This is a genomic window from Streptomyces sp. NPDC019937 (assembly GCF_040631655.1).
GTDB lineage: Bacteria > Actinomycetota > Actinomycetes > Streptomycetales > Streptomycetaceae > Streptomyces.
This window is the reverse complement of record NZ_JBEYAL010000016.1, coordinates 98,782-113,451: the sequence shown is the minus strand read 5'-3', so window position 1 is coordinate 113,451 and position 14,670 is coordinate 98,782. Positions and strand designations below refer to the sequence as shown.

Annotated in this window: 13 protein-coding genes; 8 read left to right on the top strand and 5 right to left on the bottom strand. The window is 71.7% G+C overall.

Annotated elements, in window-relative coordinates; genetic code table 11:
* Positions 1-16: 16 nt before the first annotated feature.
* Entirely contained in the window at positions 17-1,093 is a 1,077-nt protein-coding gene (locus ABZ562_RS18295) for an AI-2E family transporter (protein ID WP_361480393.1), read from the bottom strand.
* A gap of 450 nt (positions 1,094-1,543) precedes the next feature.
* On the opposite strand from ABZ562_RS18295, the gene ABZ562_RS18290 reads away from it, so the two are divergent.
* The 3 genes from ABZ562_RS18290 (at position 1,544) to ABZ562_RS18280 (ending at position 4,179) form a co-directional block, all read left to right on the top strand.
* Positions 1,544-2,746 carry a cysteine desulfurase-like protein gene (locus ABZ562_RS18290; protein WP_361480172.1) on the top strand — a complete coding sequence of 401 codons (1,203 nt, stop codon included), beginning with the start codon at positions 1,544-1,546 and terminating at the stop codon, positions 2,744-2,746.
* A gap of 43 nt (positions 2,747-2,789) precedes the next feature.
* The gene (locus tag ABZ562_RS18285) at positions 2,790-3,329 is read left to right on the top strand and encodes a hypothetical protein (RefSeq protein WP_361480169.1); all 540 of its coding nucleotides are present in this window, start codon (positions 2,790-2,792) and stop codon (positions 3,327-3,329) included.
* Positions 3,330-3,468: 139 nt separating this feature from the next.
* On the top strand, positions 3,469-4,179 hold the full coding sequence (locus ABZ562_RS18280) for a helix-turn-helix domain-containing protein (RefSeq protein WP_361480166.1): 711 nt from the start codon (positions 3,469-3,471) through the stop codon (positions 4,177-4,179).
* A gap of 58 nt (positions 4,180-4,237) precedes the next feature.
* On the opposite strand, the gene ABZ562_RS18275 is transcribed toward ABZ562_RS18280, so the two are convergent.
* Complete coding sequence (locus tag ABZ562_RS18275; RefSeq protein WP_361480163.1) at positions 4,238-5,344, bottom strand: amidase domain-containing protein; 1,107 nt, start codon at positions 5,342-5,344, stop codon at positions 4,238-4,240.
* A gap of 347 nt (positions 5,345-5,691) precedes the next feature.
* On the opposite strand from ABZ562_RS18275, the gene ABZ562_RS18270 reads away from it, so the two are divergent.
* Positions 5,692-6,711, top strand: coding sequence for a glutathione S-transferase C-terminal domain-containing protein (locus ABZ562_RS18270; protein ID WP_361480160.1), 1,020 nt, complete (start codon positions 5,692-5,694; stop codon positions 6,709-6,711).
* A 33-nt stretch (positions 6,712-6,744) separates the two neighbouring features.
* Here the strand turns inward: ABZ562_RS18270 and ABZ562_RS18265 are convergent, their stop codons facing one another.
* Positions 6,745-8,085: an FAD-binding protein gene (locus ABZ562_RS18265; RefSeq protein WP_361480157.1), complete on the bottom strand. Its 1,341-nt coding sequence runs from the start codon at positions 8,083-8,085 to the stop codon at positions 6,745-6,747.
* A gap of 148 nt (positions 8,086-8,233) precedes the next feature.
* Between ABZ562_RS18265 and ABZ562_RS18260 the strand changes: the two genes are divergently transcribed.
* A complete protein-coding gene (locus ABZ562_RS18260; RefSeq protein ID WP_361480155.1) occupies positions 8,234-9,037 on the top strand; it encodes an SDR family oxidoreductase in 804 nt (267 codons plus the stop codon).
* A 170-nt stretch (positions 9,038-9,207) separates the two neighbouring features.
* Positions 9,208-10,509, top strand: coding sequence for an MFS transporter (locus ABZ562_RS18255; RefSeq protein WP_361480152.1), 1,302 nt, complete (start codon positions 9,208-9,210; stop codon positions 10,507-10,509).
* Positions 10,510-10,588: 79 nt separating this feature from the next.
* Here ABZ562_RS18255 and ABZ562_RS18250 read toward each other — a convergent pair whose 3' ends face one another.
* Both ABZ562_RS18250 and ABZ562_RS18245 read right to left on the bottom strand, forming a co-directional pair.
* Positions 10,589-11,341: an SDR family oxidoreductase gene (locus ABZ562_RS18250; protein ID WP_361480149.1), complete on the bottom strand. Its 753-nt coding sequence runs from the start codon at positions 11,339-11,341 to the stop codon at positions 10,589-10,591.
* Between the two features lie 77 nt (positions 11,342-11,418).
* The gene (locus ABZ562_RS18245) at positions 11,419-12,459 is read right to left on the bottom strand and encodes an NAD(P)-dependent alcohol dehydrogenase (RefSeq protein ID WP_361480390.1); all 1,041 of its coding nucleotides are present in this window, start codon (positions 12,457-12,459) and stop codon (positions 11,419-11,421) included.
* A 188-nt stretch (positions 12,460-12,647) separates the two neighbouring features.
* On the opposite strand from ABZ562_RS18245, the gene ABZ562_RS18240 reads away from it, so the two are divergent.
* Together ABZ562_RS18240 and ABZ562_RS18235 are read left to right on the top strand one after the other, a co-directional pair.
* Positions 12,648-13,787 carry an acyl-CoA dehydrogenase family protein gene (locus ABZ562_RS18240; protein ID WP_361480146.1) on the top strand — a complete coding sequence of 380 codons (1,140 nt, stop codon included), beginning with the start codon at positions 12,648-12,650 and terminating at the stop codon, positions 13,785-13,787.
* A 94-nt stretch (positions 13,788-13,881) separates the two neighbouring features.
* Complete coding sequence (locus ABZ562_RS18235) at positions 13,882-14,670, top strand: enoyl-CoA hydratase/isomerase family protein (protein WP_361480143.1); 789 nt, start codon at positions 13,882-13,884, stop codon at positions 14,668-14,670.

Here is a 14,670-nt window from a genome sequence, read left to right as displayed (position 1 = left end):
GAATCTCAGATGCAATTTATCGGGATGGGGCCCGCAGCGCACGGGTCACCGACCAGGCCACGGACACCATGGGCACGGCCACGATCGCGCCGACCACCCCCGCCATGATGCTTCCGCCGATCACCGAGATCGCCACCACCACCGGGTGCAGCCGCACCGCCCAGCTCATCACCAGCGGATGCAGCACATGTCCCTCGAACTGCCCGACCACGACGATGAGCGCGAGCACCACCGCCGCGATGACCGGCCCCCGCCCGGCCAGGGCCACCACCGTGGCCACGGCCAGCGCGATCGGCGAGCCGATCAGCGGGATGAAGGTGGCGAAGAAGACCAGCAGGGTCAGCGGCAGCGCCAGCGGCACCCGCAGCAGCAGCAGGGCCAGGCCGACCAGCGCCGCGTTGGCCGCCGCCACCACGATGATCCCCCGGGTGTACCCCGCGAAGGTGCTCCAGGCCGCCCGGCCCGCCCGGTCCCACGGGGAGCGGGCCCCCTCCGGGAGCTGCTCGCGGAACCACCGCCACATCCCGTCACCGGAATGCACGAAGAACAGCGAGCAGAACAGCCCCAGCACCGCCGCGGTCAGCGCCTCCACGATCCGGCCCGCGCTGCTGAGCGCGCTGCTGATGAGCGTGGCGCGATGGGTCGACACGAAGGTGCCGATCCTGTTGTGCAGCCCGGTCAGCGTGCGGTGCCGGACATGGAACGGCGGCCCTTCCAGCCACTGCGTGATCCGGCCGATCCCGCCCCGGAACTCGCCCACGAGCCGGCCCGCCTCACCCGCCGCCGCGGTGCCCACCAGCGCCAGCAGCCCCAGCACCACCAGCAGACTGCCGAACACCGCCAGCGCCACCGCGAGCGGCCGGGGCAGCCCGCGCGCCAGCACATCGGCCAGCGGCCGCAGCAGCGCCGTGCCCACCAGCGCCAGGAACACCGCGACCGCCACCAGCTGAAAGCGGCCCAGCACGGTGAACGCCAGATAGACCGCCACCCCGACGGCCAGCAGCCGCCACGCGTACGCGGCGGCCAGCCGCAGCCCCGGATGCACCCGATCGCTCGCCCCGTCCGCACCGGCCCCCCGGGGCCCCGCCGACATCCGCGCCACGGCTCGCAGCGCCCGGCGCGGACGGCTGCCGAGCGCCGCGTACCGCGCCCGCCCGCCGCGCCGGATCTCCGGACGCCGTCCGCCCTCCCGCCTCCGCGCCCGCTCCGGCGGAGGAGGGGACTCGCTGCTCACGCCGGTGCCACCACCCTCCGCGCCCGGTTCCGCACCCGGTCCCCGCGCTCCGGTTCCGCGCGGCGGGACGGGGCGGCCATTCTTCCCGTTATATGCCTGATGGGATGATTCAAGCAGGATGGCCGGGCACGCGCCTGATCACGACTCCGCCCGGCGAAGCCGACCGCGGCCGCCACGGGCTCCTCGAAGCCCCTCCCGCGAACCGGCGGGGGCTGTGGCGCTGTTCCCCACAGCCCCGGCGAACTCCATAATCGATCACCACGGTGCCTCATCCGCCGACCGCCCTCCGCACCGCAGCAAGGAGTTGCCGTGACGTACGACATCACCGCCATCCGCGCGCAGTTTCCCGCCCTGAAGGCCGGTTCGGCCCACTTCGACGGCCCCGGCGGTACGCAGACCCCCGTCCCCGTCATCGAGGCCATCACCGACGCACTGGCCCATCCGCTGGCCAACCGGGGGCGGGCCACGGCGGGGGAGCGCAACGCCGAGGCGATCGTCGCGGAGGCCCGGCAGGCGATGGCCGACCTGCTCGGCGCGGACCCCACCGCGGTCGTCTTCGGCCGCAGCGCCACCCAACTGGCCTACGACTTCTCCCGTACGCTCGCCACGACGTGGTCGCCGGGCGACGAGATCGTGGTCACCCGCCTGGACCACGACTCCAACATCCGCCCCTGGATCCAGGCCGCCGACCGGGCCGGGGCCACCGTGCGCTGGGCCGACTTCGACCCGGCCACGGGCGAGCTGACCCCGGACGACATCAGCGCCGTCCTGAGCGAGCGCACCCGGCTGGTCGCCGTCACCGCCGCCTCCAACCTCATCGGTACCCGCCCGGCCATACCGGAGATCGCCCGCCGCGCCCACCGCGCCGGGGCGCTGCTGTACGTCGACGGAGTGCACTACACCGCCCACTCCCTCGCCGACCTCGACCAGCTCGGAGCGGACTTCTACACCTGCTCCCCGTACAAGTTCCTCGGCCCCCACCTCGGCGTCCTGGCGAGCCGCCCCGAACTCCTGGAAACCCTCCACCCCGACAAGCTGCTCCCCTCCACCAACGCCATCCCCGAGCGGTTCGAGCTGGGCACCCTGCCGTACGAATTCCTCGCCGGGACCCGCGCGGCCGTCGACTTCCTCGCCGGACTGGACCCGCGGGCGCGCGGCAGCCGCCGCGAACGCCTGGCATCGGCGTACGCGGCCCTCGGAGAACACGAGGACGCGCTGCGGCTGCGCATCGACAAGGGACTGGCCGCGCTCGACCCGATCACGGTCCACTCCCGCGCCGCGGACCGCACCCCCACCCTGCTGCTGACCATCGACGGCCGCGACACCACCGACGCCTACCGCTACCTGGCCCGCCGCGGCGTGGACGCACCGTCCGGTTCCTTCTACGCCATCGAGACCTCCCGCAGACTGGGCCTCGGCGACACCGGCGGACTCCGCGTCGGCCTGGCCCCTTACACCAGCACCGAGGACGTGGACCGGCTGGTGGAGGGACTGTCGGACTTTCTGTCGTGACAACGCATCGCGCCCGGCGGCCCACGGCTGACACCCTCCCTCCATGGAACACACCGAGGTACTCGTCATCGCGGGACGCGCGGGCGTCGGCAAGACGACGGTCGGCTGGGAGGTATCGGCGCAGCTGCGCGCCGCGTCCGTGCCCCATGCGATCCTGGAGGGAGACTTCATGGCCCAGGTGCATCCGGCCCCCGAGGGCGATCCGCACCGCACGAAGATCGCCGAACGCAACCTGACGGCCGTCTGGGCCCATTACGCCGAACTCGGCCACCGGCGCCTGGTGTACACGAACACCGTGAGCGTGCTGCCCGCGACCACGGACATGATCGAGCGTGCCACCGGGCCCGGCGCCCGGATCGTCCGCGTCCTCCTCACGGCCTCGGACGCCACGGTGGAGGAGCGGCTGACGGGCCGGGAGCTCGGCTCGGAACTGGAGCGCGAACTGCGGGGCAGCGCCCGCAAGGCCCGCCTCCTGGACGAGCAGGCCCCCGCGGACACCCTGCGCGTGGCCACCGACGGGCGGCTGGTGGTGGACATCGCGCGCGAGCTGGTGGCCGCCACCGGCTGGACCGGCGGCGCGTAGCTGCAGCGGCGTCCCCGAGCGTCCTTCCGTCCCTGAGGCCCGTACGCAACCGTCGGTTCCCGCCCGCCGCCCGGCTAGGCTCAGCCGTGCGGCATGGTCCACGGCATGCGGTACGCACACGGAGGGAAGGCGCGGAAGCGTGAGGGACGGTCAGGAATCCATACGGTCGAAGCCCGCGATGCGCGCCGACGCCCGCCGTAACCAGCAGCGCATCCTGGACGCGGCCCGTGCGATGTTCAGCGAGCACGGCACCGCCGCGCCCCTGGACGACATCGCCCGCCGTGCCGGCGTCAGCATCGCGACGCTCTACCGCCGTTTCCCCGACCGCGCCGCGCTCTGCCGGCAAGTGGCCGTCGAGGGCTACGAAACCGTGCTGGCCGAAGCGCGGGCCGCCCAGGAGGTGGCCGAAGAAGGCGGCCCGGACGCCCCGCTGCGGGCCGTCGAACGCTTCCTGACCGGCGTGGTCGAGCAGCGCTCCCGCCTCGTCCTCCCGCTGTTCGGCGGCCCGGCCTTCCACGACGAGGAAGCCACTGCCCTGCGCCACCGCATCACCGGATCCCTGGAGGCGGTGCTCGCCCTCGGCCGGGAGTGCGGCGCGGTGCGCGAGGACGTCAACCCCATCGACCTGCTGATGGCCGCGGCCCTGATCAGCAGACCCCTGCCCAACACCCCGCCCGAGTGGCTCGACATCACCGCCCGCCGCCACATCGCCGTCCACCTCGACGGCCTCCGCCCCGGCGCCGGCCATCACCTCCGCGGCCCGGGCCCCGGCCATCCGGAACCGGAGCACGCCTTCAGCCGCGAGACGCCGGCCGCGGCGGAGAGCGCCCCCACCGGACACCGCGCGTGACAACGGGCCGTGGCCCCCGCCCGAAGGGCGGAGGCCACGGCCTGCGGAGCTTTTCCGGTCAGGTGCGGTAGGCGTAGTACAGGGAGTTCGGGTTGGAGGCGATGATGCTCGCCAGCGACTTCCGGTACGTGTTGACCGAGTGGTAGGTCATGTACGGCACACCGCTGGAGGAGCGGTATGTGACCATCATGGTGTGGTCCTTGGACCCGTCCCGGTCGAAGTCCATCTGCATGACGTCCCCGACACCCATGTCGTACACGTTCCCCAGGTTGGTCGCGCGCTTGGCGTCCAGTGTGAACCACGACCACTCGTTGGCGCCCACCCAGGACGTCGCCTGGGTGGAGGTGTCGTACCACCAGGTGCGGTAGTCCTGCCCGTCACCCGGCGCGTGCTTCCACCCGCCGGCCTTGAGGGCCTGGCTGATGAAGTTGGTGCAGTCCCCACCGGCCTCGTTGAACTTCCGGTAGGCCGGGTTGTAGTTGCTCCAGTACTTCTCCGCGTACGCGGCCATCGCCGCGTAGTCGTACGCGCCCGCCGGCTTGGTCGTCGACCGGGACGGCTTCGTCGTGGACGCGGGAGTCGCGCTGGGCAGGGCCGCCGCCTTCACCGCCACCGTGGCCGGCTCGTTGATGGCCCGGGGCCCGTCGTCGGTGGGCCTGATGCCCGTCAGCTCCCACTTCCCGCCGGTCCCGGCGGTGAAGCTCAGCTCGTGGTGCGCCTGGAAGCTGGTCGTCGCGGGCTCGTCCCCGCGGATCTTCTTGTACGTCAGCGTGGTGGTCTCCGTGGCCTGGACGATCGCCCGCCCGCTCGCGACGCGGGTCTTGCCCACGGTGACCTTGGTGTCGGCTTTCGTGTACGCCTCGCCGAGGGCGGCCAGCCGCGCCTTGCGGGTCCGCAGCGTGGACAGCGCCGTGTTCTCGGTCCGCGTCAGACCGGCCGACAGCCGCGCCTTCTTGGTGGCCGGTGCCGTCGTACGCCGCGCCTGCTGCCCGTCCAGCAGCGCCGCCGTACGCTCGGTGAGCACCGCGTCGGCCAACTGCCCGAAGGACGTGGTGGTCGCTCCGTCCACCACACCCGTCTGCGCCGCACTCGCGGCCGAAGCGGGCAGTGCCACGGCCGACAACGCCACCGTCAGTGCCGCCCCGGCAGCGGATCTGAAGGTCATTGATTTCACTATGTTTTCCCCTCCGCATCCCGGGCTGGATCGACCCGGGGGGTCGGATCCTTGCACAAGCGCCGCCTCTTTGGTGATTTTGTGCTCAGGTTGCGAAGTGGCATCCACGAGTTCTCCACTTGCGGCATAATGCGGATTTTCTTGGACTGGCCCGGACGGGCTGCCGCGCGGCGCCTCGTCCCCTGGGCATCCGAACACTGGCCGCAGGCTTCCCGCCGAAGTGTCCTGGATCGTGCTGTGTCGCGTGTCTCGCCGGTTTGGAGCAGGGTAGGTAGTGAGCCGAGTCGTACACATGTCGGGCGGACACAGGAACGCCGCACGCTTCGGGAGGTACCGAATTGAGCACCGCCGGCCAGGAGACACCCCGGGAAAAGAAGGAATTCACCCGATCCGGGCCACACTTCTCCGACCGGATCACGGCCGACAGCCGGGACGGCTGGCCGGTCGAGGCCGGGCGCTACCGGCTGGTCGTCAGCCGGGCCTGCCCCTGGGCCAGCCGGGCGCTGGTCTCGCGGCGGCTGCTCGGCCTGGAATCGGCCCTTTCACTGGCGGTCGCTGACCCCATCCAGGACGAGCGGAGCTGGCGTTTCACCCTGGACCCGGGGGAGCGGGACCCGGTGCTGGGCATCGCGTTCCTCAGCGAGGCGTACGACGCCCGTGAGAAGGAGTACCCGGGTGGCGTGAGCGTGCCCGCGATCGTCGACATCCCCAGCGGGAAGCTGGTCACCAACGATTTCCACACCCTCACCCTCGACCTCGCCACCCAGTGGACCGCCCTGCACCGGCCGGGGGCGCCGGACCTGTACCCGGAGGAGCATCGCGAGGAGATCGACGAGGTGATGGACGCGTTCTTCCTCGACGTGAACAACGGCGTCTACCGGGCCGGTTTCGCCAACCACCAGGAAACGTACGACGACGCCTTCCGGCGTCTCTTCGCCCGGCTGGACTGGCTGTCGGAGCGTCTGGCCACGCGGCGGTATCTGGTCGGCGAGACCATCACCGAGGCCGACATCCGGCTGTTCACCACGCTGGTGCGCTTCGACGCGGTCTATCACGGCCACTTCAAGTGCAACCGCAACAAGCTGAGCGAGGACCGGGTGCTGTGGGGGTACGTACGCGACCTCTTCCAGACGCCCGGATTCGGCGACACGGTGGACTTCGACCACATCAAGCGGCACTACTACCAGGTGCACACCGAGGTGAACCCCAAGCGCCTCGTCCCCCTGGGCCCCGACCTCTCCGGCTGGTCGACCCCGCACGGGCGGGAGGAGCTGGGCGGGCGCCCCTTCGGCGACGGCACCCCGCCCGGTCCGGTGCCGTCCGGTGAGGCGATTCCGGAGGCCGGCCGCGCCCGCTGAGGGGCTTCCGCAGCGGGTAGCGGGTAGCGGGCATCAGGGCCGGCGGGTGAGCGCCGCGGCGGTGTCCGCCGCGGTCAGCCCGAAGACGAGGGCGCCGGCGATACCGCCCGCGTAGGCGCGGTGCCACAGGCCGCCGGTGTCGGACCCGGCGGCGAGGAGTCCTGGCAGCGGCTCCCCGTTCTCCGCCAGGACCCGGGCCCGTTCGTCGATGCGCACGCCGTGGAAGGGGAAGGTGATGGCCGGCGCCGTCTCGATGACGTAGTACGGCGGTTCGTCCAGCGGCAGCGGGTCCAGCTCCCGGCCGGGTGCCGTGGCGAGCCCCGCTGCCGCGCGCTCGTTGAACCGCCGGACGCCGTCGCGGATGGAGTCGCCCCGGTATCCCCACTCCTCGGGCAGGCAGGCCAGTTCGTCGAGGTCTTCGGCCAGCCCCGCGCGGCCGCCGCGCTTGCTCGCCAGCGCGAACTTGTCCACGGCGACCGCGCCGTCGACGTAGGAGCCGACGATCCAGTCGCGGAAGACCCGGGCGTCGGCGACGAGCAGACCGCGGCTCTCCGGCTGGTCCAGCAGCGCCATGGCGGTGAGGTGGTCGCCCAGCGTCTCATCGACGAAGCGCTCGTTGCGCAGGTTGAACAGGAGCGCGTGCTCGCTGTAGTACAGCGACAGGTCGACGAAGTCCACCGGATCGGTGAAGGGTGTGCCGCTCGGCACGAGGTGGCCGTAGAAGCCCGCGTCCGCATGGCCGGTGGCCGCGCCGACGCCGGTGGCCAGACGGTAGCCGCCGCCCTGGTTGCCGGGGTGGGAACGGAGCTGCATGCGGTCGGCGTGGGGATGCACATGGGCGGTGCGGAGCGCGGGATCGCCCTGGAACCCCCCGGTCGCCAGGAGCGTGGCGCGGGCGCCGACCTCCCTGCCCGTCCCGTCGGGTGACCTCAGCCGGGCTCCCACGATGGCGTCGTGCTCGGTCAGCAGGCGTTCGGTGTGGGTGGCGAGCAGGATCCGGCCACCGCCGTCGAGGATGAGCCGGCGGCAGGTGTCGAGGTAGTGGTTGGTGTCGAACCGGTGTCCGCGGCCGAAGCTGAGGACGCGCTGGGCGTCCCCCACCTCCACCCCCACGGAGCGGATCCAGGAAACACCCTCGGCGAACCGGTCCACCAGGGCGCGCCTCAGCGCGCGGTCTCCTCGTGGATTGTGCCGGTCCATGATCTCGTGACTCGGGGCGGTCCACGCGTAACCGGCGAAACGAGCGGAGCCGCCGACATCCGCGCTCGTGTCCACGACCATCACGGACAGTCCACCGCGGACGGCACGGGCGCCGGCGGTCAGGCCCGCCATGCCCGCCCCGATGATGAGCAGATCGACGGCTTCCGTGTCCACGCGCGTCTCCTCCGGTCGGGGGTTCAGTAAAACCGAATCCAATTCACATCACAAGGGAGTTCGGCAACCTTGCCCGGACCTTGTCGGGGCCGCGACCGGCGCGGTAAGAGAGGTGAAGTCAATTCAACAAGCGTCGCGGGAGGTTGCCGTGAACCAGCAAGGGCCGCACACGGGACGGTTCGAGGGCAAGATCGCCATGGTGACGGGCGCCGGCTCGGGCATGGGAGTCGCGGTCGCCCGTCGGCTGGCCGCCGAAGGGGCCCGGGCCGTGGTCCTGGCCGATGTCGACGGCGCGAGCGCGGCGGCCGTCGCGAAGGACGTGCCGGCCGGCCGGGCGGTCGCGGTCGATGTGGCGGACGCCGCGGCGGTCGACCGCGCCGTCGAGGAGGTGCTGCGGCGGCACGGTGGGCTCGATCTGGTGGTGCACGCGGCGGGGGTCGACGATCCGTGGGCCAAGCAGCGCATCGCGGACGCCGTCGTGGAAGGGCGCGTGCCCGAGGTGACCGACGCGCTCGACGACGAGGTCTGGCGGCGCGTCATGCGGATCAACCTCGACGGCACCTTCCATGTGCTGCGCGCCTCGGTGCGGGCCATGCGGCCGGCGAAGGCCGGCGCCATCGTCGTGATCGGCTCGTCGTCGGCCTTCGACACCCCGGTCGGCTACCCCCACTACGCCGCGTCCAAGGCGGGGGTGCACGCCCTGTGCCAGGCCGTGGCCAAGGAGGTCATCCCCTCCGGCATCCGGGTGAACGTGGTCGCGCCGGGGCCGACCGAGACGGGCATGGCCGCGCGCACGCCGGAGGTGCTGCGCACGGGGTTCGCCGATCCGCGGGTGCGCCCGTACGCGACCCCCGAGGAGATCGCCGACATCGCCCTGTTCCTGGCCGGCGACGCCGCGGCGAACCTGGTCGGCGCGGTGCTGCTCGCCAACGGCGGCCGGTTCACCGCCTGACAACTGCATCCTGAATCCAATTCAGGTCGCTGCTTGCCGCTCCCGCCGTCGCCTCCCGGATCCATCCGAGAAATCCCCTCCCGAGGCTAGCTGTACTGAGTTCAGTTCTGTAGCGTCCCGGGCGTCGGCAAGGAACGGGATTCGTTTCCGTTCGGAAGGAGAGCCGGATCATGAGCACCACTGAGCAGCCCGCCCCGCCGGGGGCGGAGTCGTCGTCCTACGCTCCCCGCACGGTGCGCCGTGCGATGCTCGCCGGAAGCATCGGCACCCTCATCGAATACTATGATTTCAGCGTTTACGGATATCTCGCCGTGGTGATCGCCCCGCAGTTCTTCCCGGGCGACGATCCGGCGGCCTCGGTGCTGGCGGCGCTCGCGGTGCTGGCCACGGGCCTGGTGGTGCGGCCGCTCGGCGGCATCTTCTTCGGACGCCTCGGCGACCGGTGGGGCCGCCGCAAGGCCCTGGTGTCCTCCGTGCTGTGCATGGGGGTGGCCAGCAGCGTCACGGGATTGCTGCCGACCTACGACCAGATCGGTGTGCTCGCCGCGGTGCTGCTGTTCATCACCCGGCTGATGCAGGGCATCTCCTCGGGCGGCGAGTCGGTCGGCGCCTACACCTACATCTACGAGTCGGCGCCACCACGGCGCAGGGCGTTCCTCGGCGCCGTCACGCCCATCGGGTCCAACCTCGGCTTCATGTTCGCGGCCGCCACGGCCGGGGCGATCTCCGCACTCACCACCAGCGACCAGATGGCCACCTGGGGGTGGCGGCTGCCGTTCCTGATGGCCGTCCCCCTCACCCTGATCTGCCTGTGGGCCCGGTTGCGGATCGAGGACACCCCGGAATTCGAGGAGGCGGCGCGGCGCGCCGACATCCCCACCGCGCCGGTCCGGGAGGTGCTGTCCACCCACCGCACCGCGCTGCTGCAGTCCATCGGCCTGGCCATGGCCCAGGGCGGCGCCATCTTCCTCGGCCTGACGTACATCGGCATCTACCTGACCTCGAACCTGGGATACGACCCCACGCGGGTGTTCTGGCTGACCGCCGGGGTCGTGCTCATCACCGTGCTGCTCATGGTGCCGGCCGGGTGGCTCGCCGCCCGGTTCGGCTGCCGTCGCGTCCTGCTGGCCGGGATTCTGGGCTTCCTGGTGACGGCCTATCCCGCGATGATGCTCATGGGGCGGCACAGCCTGGCCATGGCGGGCCTGGCCTATCTGCTGTTCATGCTGAGCAGCGCGTTCGTGCAGGTCCCGGCTGCCAGCCTGTGGCCGCGTCTGTTCGAACGCCGGGTCCGGTACACCGGTATGGCGATCGGGTACAACATCGGCACCGTCCTCGCGGGCGGTACGGCTCCCTACATCGCGGCGTTCCTGGTCCAGCGGACGGGGAACCTGCTCTCCCCGGCGTTCTTCGTGATGGCGGTCTGCCTGGTCGGGCTCGCCGCCCTCTTCACCGTCCGCAAGGACGTCTAGGCCCTGTCCGGCGGATCTTCGCGGACTCGTGAAGATCCGCCGGACAGGACCTGGAAGCGTGGACGGCGGCGGTCACCGGTCAGGTTTCGTCCGCCGTGTGGGCGTGGCCGACATGGCCGATGGTCTGGCCGCCGTCGACGGGGAACTCCCCGCCCGTGGTGTAGGAGGCGTCGTCACTGGCGAGGAAGAGCACCATGCGGGTGACCTCGTCGGGCTCGCCGATGCGGGGCACGGGCTGCTGGGCGAACAAATCGGGTGAGGCGCTGCCGCCCATGGGTGTGCGGATGACGCCCGGGTGGACGGAGTTGACGCGCACCCCCGAGCCCGCCATGTCCAGCGCGGCGGCCTTGGTCATCCCCCGCACCCCCCACTTGCTCGCCACATAGCCGATGCCGTCGGCGAAGCCCATGAGGCCGGCGGCCGAGGAGATGTTCACGACCGCCCCGTGGCCACGGGCGCGCATGCCGGGCAGGACGGTGTGCATGCCGAGGAAGGCGCCCACCAGATTGACGTCGAGGATCCGGCGGAAGTGCTCGGGGGTCTGCTCCTCCACGCCGCCGAAGTGAATGATCCCGGCGTTGTTGACCAGGACATCCACGGGGCCGAGGGTGTCCTCGGCCGTGCGGACGACGGATCGCCACCCCGCCTCGTCGGTGACGTCGAGGTGGCAGTACCGCGCGTGGGGAAGTTCGCCCGCCAGGGCCTCTCCCTCCTCGTCCAACAGGTCACAGACGGCGACCCGGGCCCCTTCCGCGGCCAGCCCGCGGACATGCGCGGCGCCCATGCCCCGGGCCCCGCCGGTGACGACCGCGACCTTTCCCTCGAAGCGCATACGGGCTCCCCTTCCGTGTCCGTCCCGCGTCCATGAATTCCCCGAACAACAGCGATCAGGCGGCCCTGGCCGCGTGATCAGTCGGGCACCAGCACGGCCCGGCCCCGCACCCGGCCCCGGCGGAGCCGGTCGATCGCCTCCGGCGCGGCGGACAGCGGGAACCGCTCCGTCTCGACCGGCAGCGCTCCCGAACGCGCCAGCGCGACCACCTCGGCGAGCTGGGGGCGGGGGCCCCAGAAGGGCAGCGAGAGCCTGAACCCGGGTGGCTGAGCGCCCGGCTTGGAGACCGTCAGACGGCCGCCTCCGCTGCCGACGAGCGCGAGTTCACCGCCGGGCCGCAGGATGCCGGTGGCCAGTTCCAGCGTTTCCGCGGTGCCGACGAAGTCGAGTACCGCATCCGCTCCCGCGCCGCCGCCGCGCGCCCTCAGCACCCGGGCGGTGTCCGCCCGCATCAGGGTGCCGAAGTCCGCGCCGGAGCGGTCCGCGAGGGCCAGGGCTTCCTCCCTGACATCGACCGCCAGCACCCGGCTCGCCGTGGTCGCGCGGAGGATGCGCACCGCCAGGTGGCCGAGCCCGCCGATGCCGATGACGACGGTGGTGCTGCCCTCCCCGAGTGTGTGCCGGAGCCCGGCCACGGCGTGGTACGAGGTCAGACCGGCGTCGGAGAGAGGGGCTGCCTGTTCGGCCGTCAGATCGCCGACCGGCACCAGATGGCGGGCGGAGGGGACGAGCGTGTACGCGGCCATTCCGCCGTCCCGGCCCAGGCCGGCGCCGTGCCAGTGGAGGGTGTCACGCCGGTCGCAGTAGTTGTCCCAGCCCGCGGCGCACCGGCCACAGGTGCCGCACCCCCACGGCCCGTAGAGCACCACCCGCTCGCCCACCCGCACGCCCTCGGCGTCCGGTCCCAGGGCCGCGACCAGCCCGGCGACCTCATGGCCGAGCGTGAACGGCGGCCGGTAGGGGAGCGCCCCCGCGGCCGCGTCGATGACGTGCAGATCGGAGTGGCACAGCCCGGTGGCCTCGACCCGCAGCAGGACCTCCGCGCCGTGGGGCACGGGCTGCTCGACGTCGATCAATGCCGGGGGCTCGCCCCACGCGGTCAGCCGCAGTGCCCTCATCGTCACCGTCCCAGGTCTTGTCGGGCCGCGGCCGCCACGGTAACAGAGGTGAAGTAAGTTCAATAGTCGGTGCTGGGGCATGGCCGGTCCGATGCGGGGTCTTGCCGGGTCGAGGCTCCCTGTCTACGGTCATGAATTGAGTTCAATTCTCAAATTTGATCCCGTCGTACGAGCACGGTGGAGCCCCCATGAACCCTCGCCATCCCGAGATCGCCCCTCAGCTCCTCTCCGAAACGGATGAACAGCGGCAGCTGCGTACCGTCCTGCGGGACCTCTGTGCCGAGGCGAGCGGTCCGGAGGACGTCCGTAAACATCTGGCCACCCCGCGCGGATACGACGAAGCCCTCTGGGCCCGGCTCGCGGGCGAGATCGGCGTCCACGGGCTGGCCGTCCCCGAGGAGTACGGCGGGTCGGGCTTCACGTTCGCCGAGCTGGCCGTCGTCCTGGAGGAAACCGGACGGGCCCTGTGCTGTGCGCCGCTGCTGCCCACGGTGGTCCTGGCCGCGCACGCCCTGCTGCACAGCGGTGACCGCGCGGCGTGCGAGCGCTATCTGCCCCCGATCTCCGACGGCACGCTCACCGCGACCGTTGCCGGATTCGGCGACGACGCGCCCACGGTCACCGCCGAGCGGGGGAGCGCCGGATGGGTGCTGCGCGGGCGGGCGGACTTCGTGCTCGACGGCGCCGGCGCGGATCTGCTCCTGGTGCGGGCCGAGACCCCCGGCGGACCCCGGCTGTTCGCCTGCGAACCGGACCCCGGCACCTGCCGGCGCACGCCGCGCCGCGTCCTGGACGAGACGCGCCGCCAGGCGCTGCTGGAGTTCCGGGGCGCGCCCGCCACCCCCGTGGGCACGGCGGAGGCAGCCGAGGCCACGGTCGCGGCGACCCTGGACACCGGACGGGCCGCGCTCGCGGCCGAACAGGTCGGCGGCAGCGCCCACGCGCTGGACGCCACGGTCGAATTCGCCGCCCAGCGCCACCAGTTCGGACGGCCCATCGGCTCCTTCCAGGCCGTCAAGCACCGGCTGGCCGATGTGCTCGTCGCGCTGGAGGCGGCGCGCTCGGCATCCGCGTACGCCACGGCCTGCGCCGCCGTCGCCCCGCCGCAGCTGCCGGTGGCCGCCTGTGCCGCCGCCGTGGTCTGCTCCGAGACCTTCCGCCTGGCCACGGCCGAGTACGTCCAGCTGCACGGCGGCATCGGCTTCACCTGGGAGCACCCGGCCCATCTGTATGTGCGCCGCGCCCGCAGCGGCGAGGCGCTGTTCGGTACGGCGGACCGGCACCGGACCCGGCTCGCCGGACTGGCTCTTGAATCCCGTTCGAGTTGATCGACGCCTACCCGTCCCGATCAAGGGGTTGACAGGGCGGGCTCCTGCTCCCAGAGTTGTAATGAATTCAGTTCAGTTTCGAAGGGGTGAGGGTATGACCGTGGAAGACGAGATCCAGTTCGAGCGTGACGGCCACGTCGCCCGGGTGTGGCTCAACCGCCCGTGGAAGAAGAACTGCGTCACCGTGCCGATCCTGGACCGGCTCGACGAGATCATCACCGAGGTCGACGAGGACCCCGAGCTGCGGGTCCTGGTGGTCCGCGGACGCGGCGGCACCTTCTGCTCGGGCTTCGACCTGGACAGCCTGAAGGCCGAGTACGTCGGCAAGTCCAACGCGATCGACGTGGCGGTGAAGTCCGCGAAGGTGTGCGATCGCCTCTACTCGATGAAGACCCCCTCGGTCGCGGTCCTGGAGGGCTACGTCACCGCCGGCGGCTTCGAGATCATGATCTCCTGCGACTTCGCCATCGCCGCGGACGACGCCAAGATCGGGGACTTCCACATCCGCCGCGCGCTGTTCGGCGGAGCCGGCCCGATCTACCGGGTGCCGCGCATGATCGGCATCCGCAAGACCAAGGAGCTGATGCTCACCGGCAAGCTGCTCTCGGGCGTCGAGGCCACCGAGTTCGGGCTCATCAACAAGTCCGCCCCGGCCGAGGAGCTGGACGCGACGGTCGAGGACTTCATCGGGGACCTCACCGACAAGAGCCCCTTCATGATGTGGCTCACGAAGATGACGATCGACCGCAGCCTGGACGCCGACACCCAGTCGCTGATGGTGATGGAGCACCTCGCCGTGGGCGTCGCGCTCAACTCCGAGGACGCCAACGAGGGCGTGTCGGCGTTCCTGGAGAAGCGCGAGCCCAAGTGGCAGGGGCGCTGA

Excerpts from the sequence above, each read along its gene's own strand:
- ABZ562_RS18255 (WP_361480152.1), top strand. The coding sequence starts at position 9,208 with ATGAGCACCACTGAGCAGCCCGCCCCGCCGGGGGCGGAGTCGTCGTCC.
- ABZ562_RS18235 (WP_361480143.1), top strand. The coding sequence starts at position 13,882 with ATGACCGTGGAAGACGAGATCCAGTTCGAGCGTGACGGCCACGTCGCC.
- ABZ562_RS18295 (WP_361480393.1), bottom strand. The coding sequence starts at position 1,093 with ATGTCGGCGGGGCCCCGGGGGGCCGGTGCGGACGGGGCGAGCGATCGG.
- ABZ562_RS18240 (WP_361480146.1), top strand. The coding sequence starts at position 12,648 with ATGAACCCTCGCCATCCCGAGATCGCCCCTCAGCTCCTCTCCGAAACG.
- ABZ562_RS18250 (WP_361480149.1), bottom strand. The coding sequence starts at position 11,341 with ATGCGCTTCGAGGGAAAGGTCGCGGTCGTCACCGGCGGGGCCCGGGGC.
- ABZ562_RS18275 (WP_361480163.1), bottom strand. The coding sequence starts at position 5,344 with ATGACCTTCAGATCCGCTGCCGGGGCGGCACTGACGGTGGCGTTGTCG.
- ABZ562_RS18285 (WP_361480169.1), top strand. The coding sequence starts at position 2,790 with ATGGAACACACCGAGGTACTCGTCATCGCGGGACGCGCGGGCGTCGGC.
- ABZ562_RS18245 (WP_361480390.1), bottom strand. The coding sequence starts at position 12,459 with ATGAGGGCACTGCGGCTGACCGCGTGGGGCGAGCCCCCGGCATTGATC.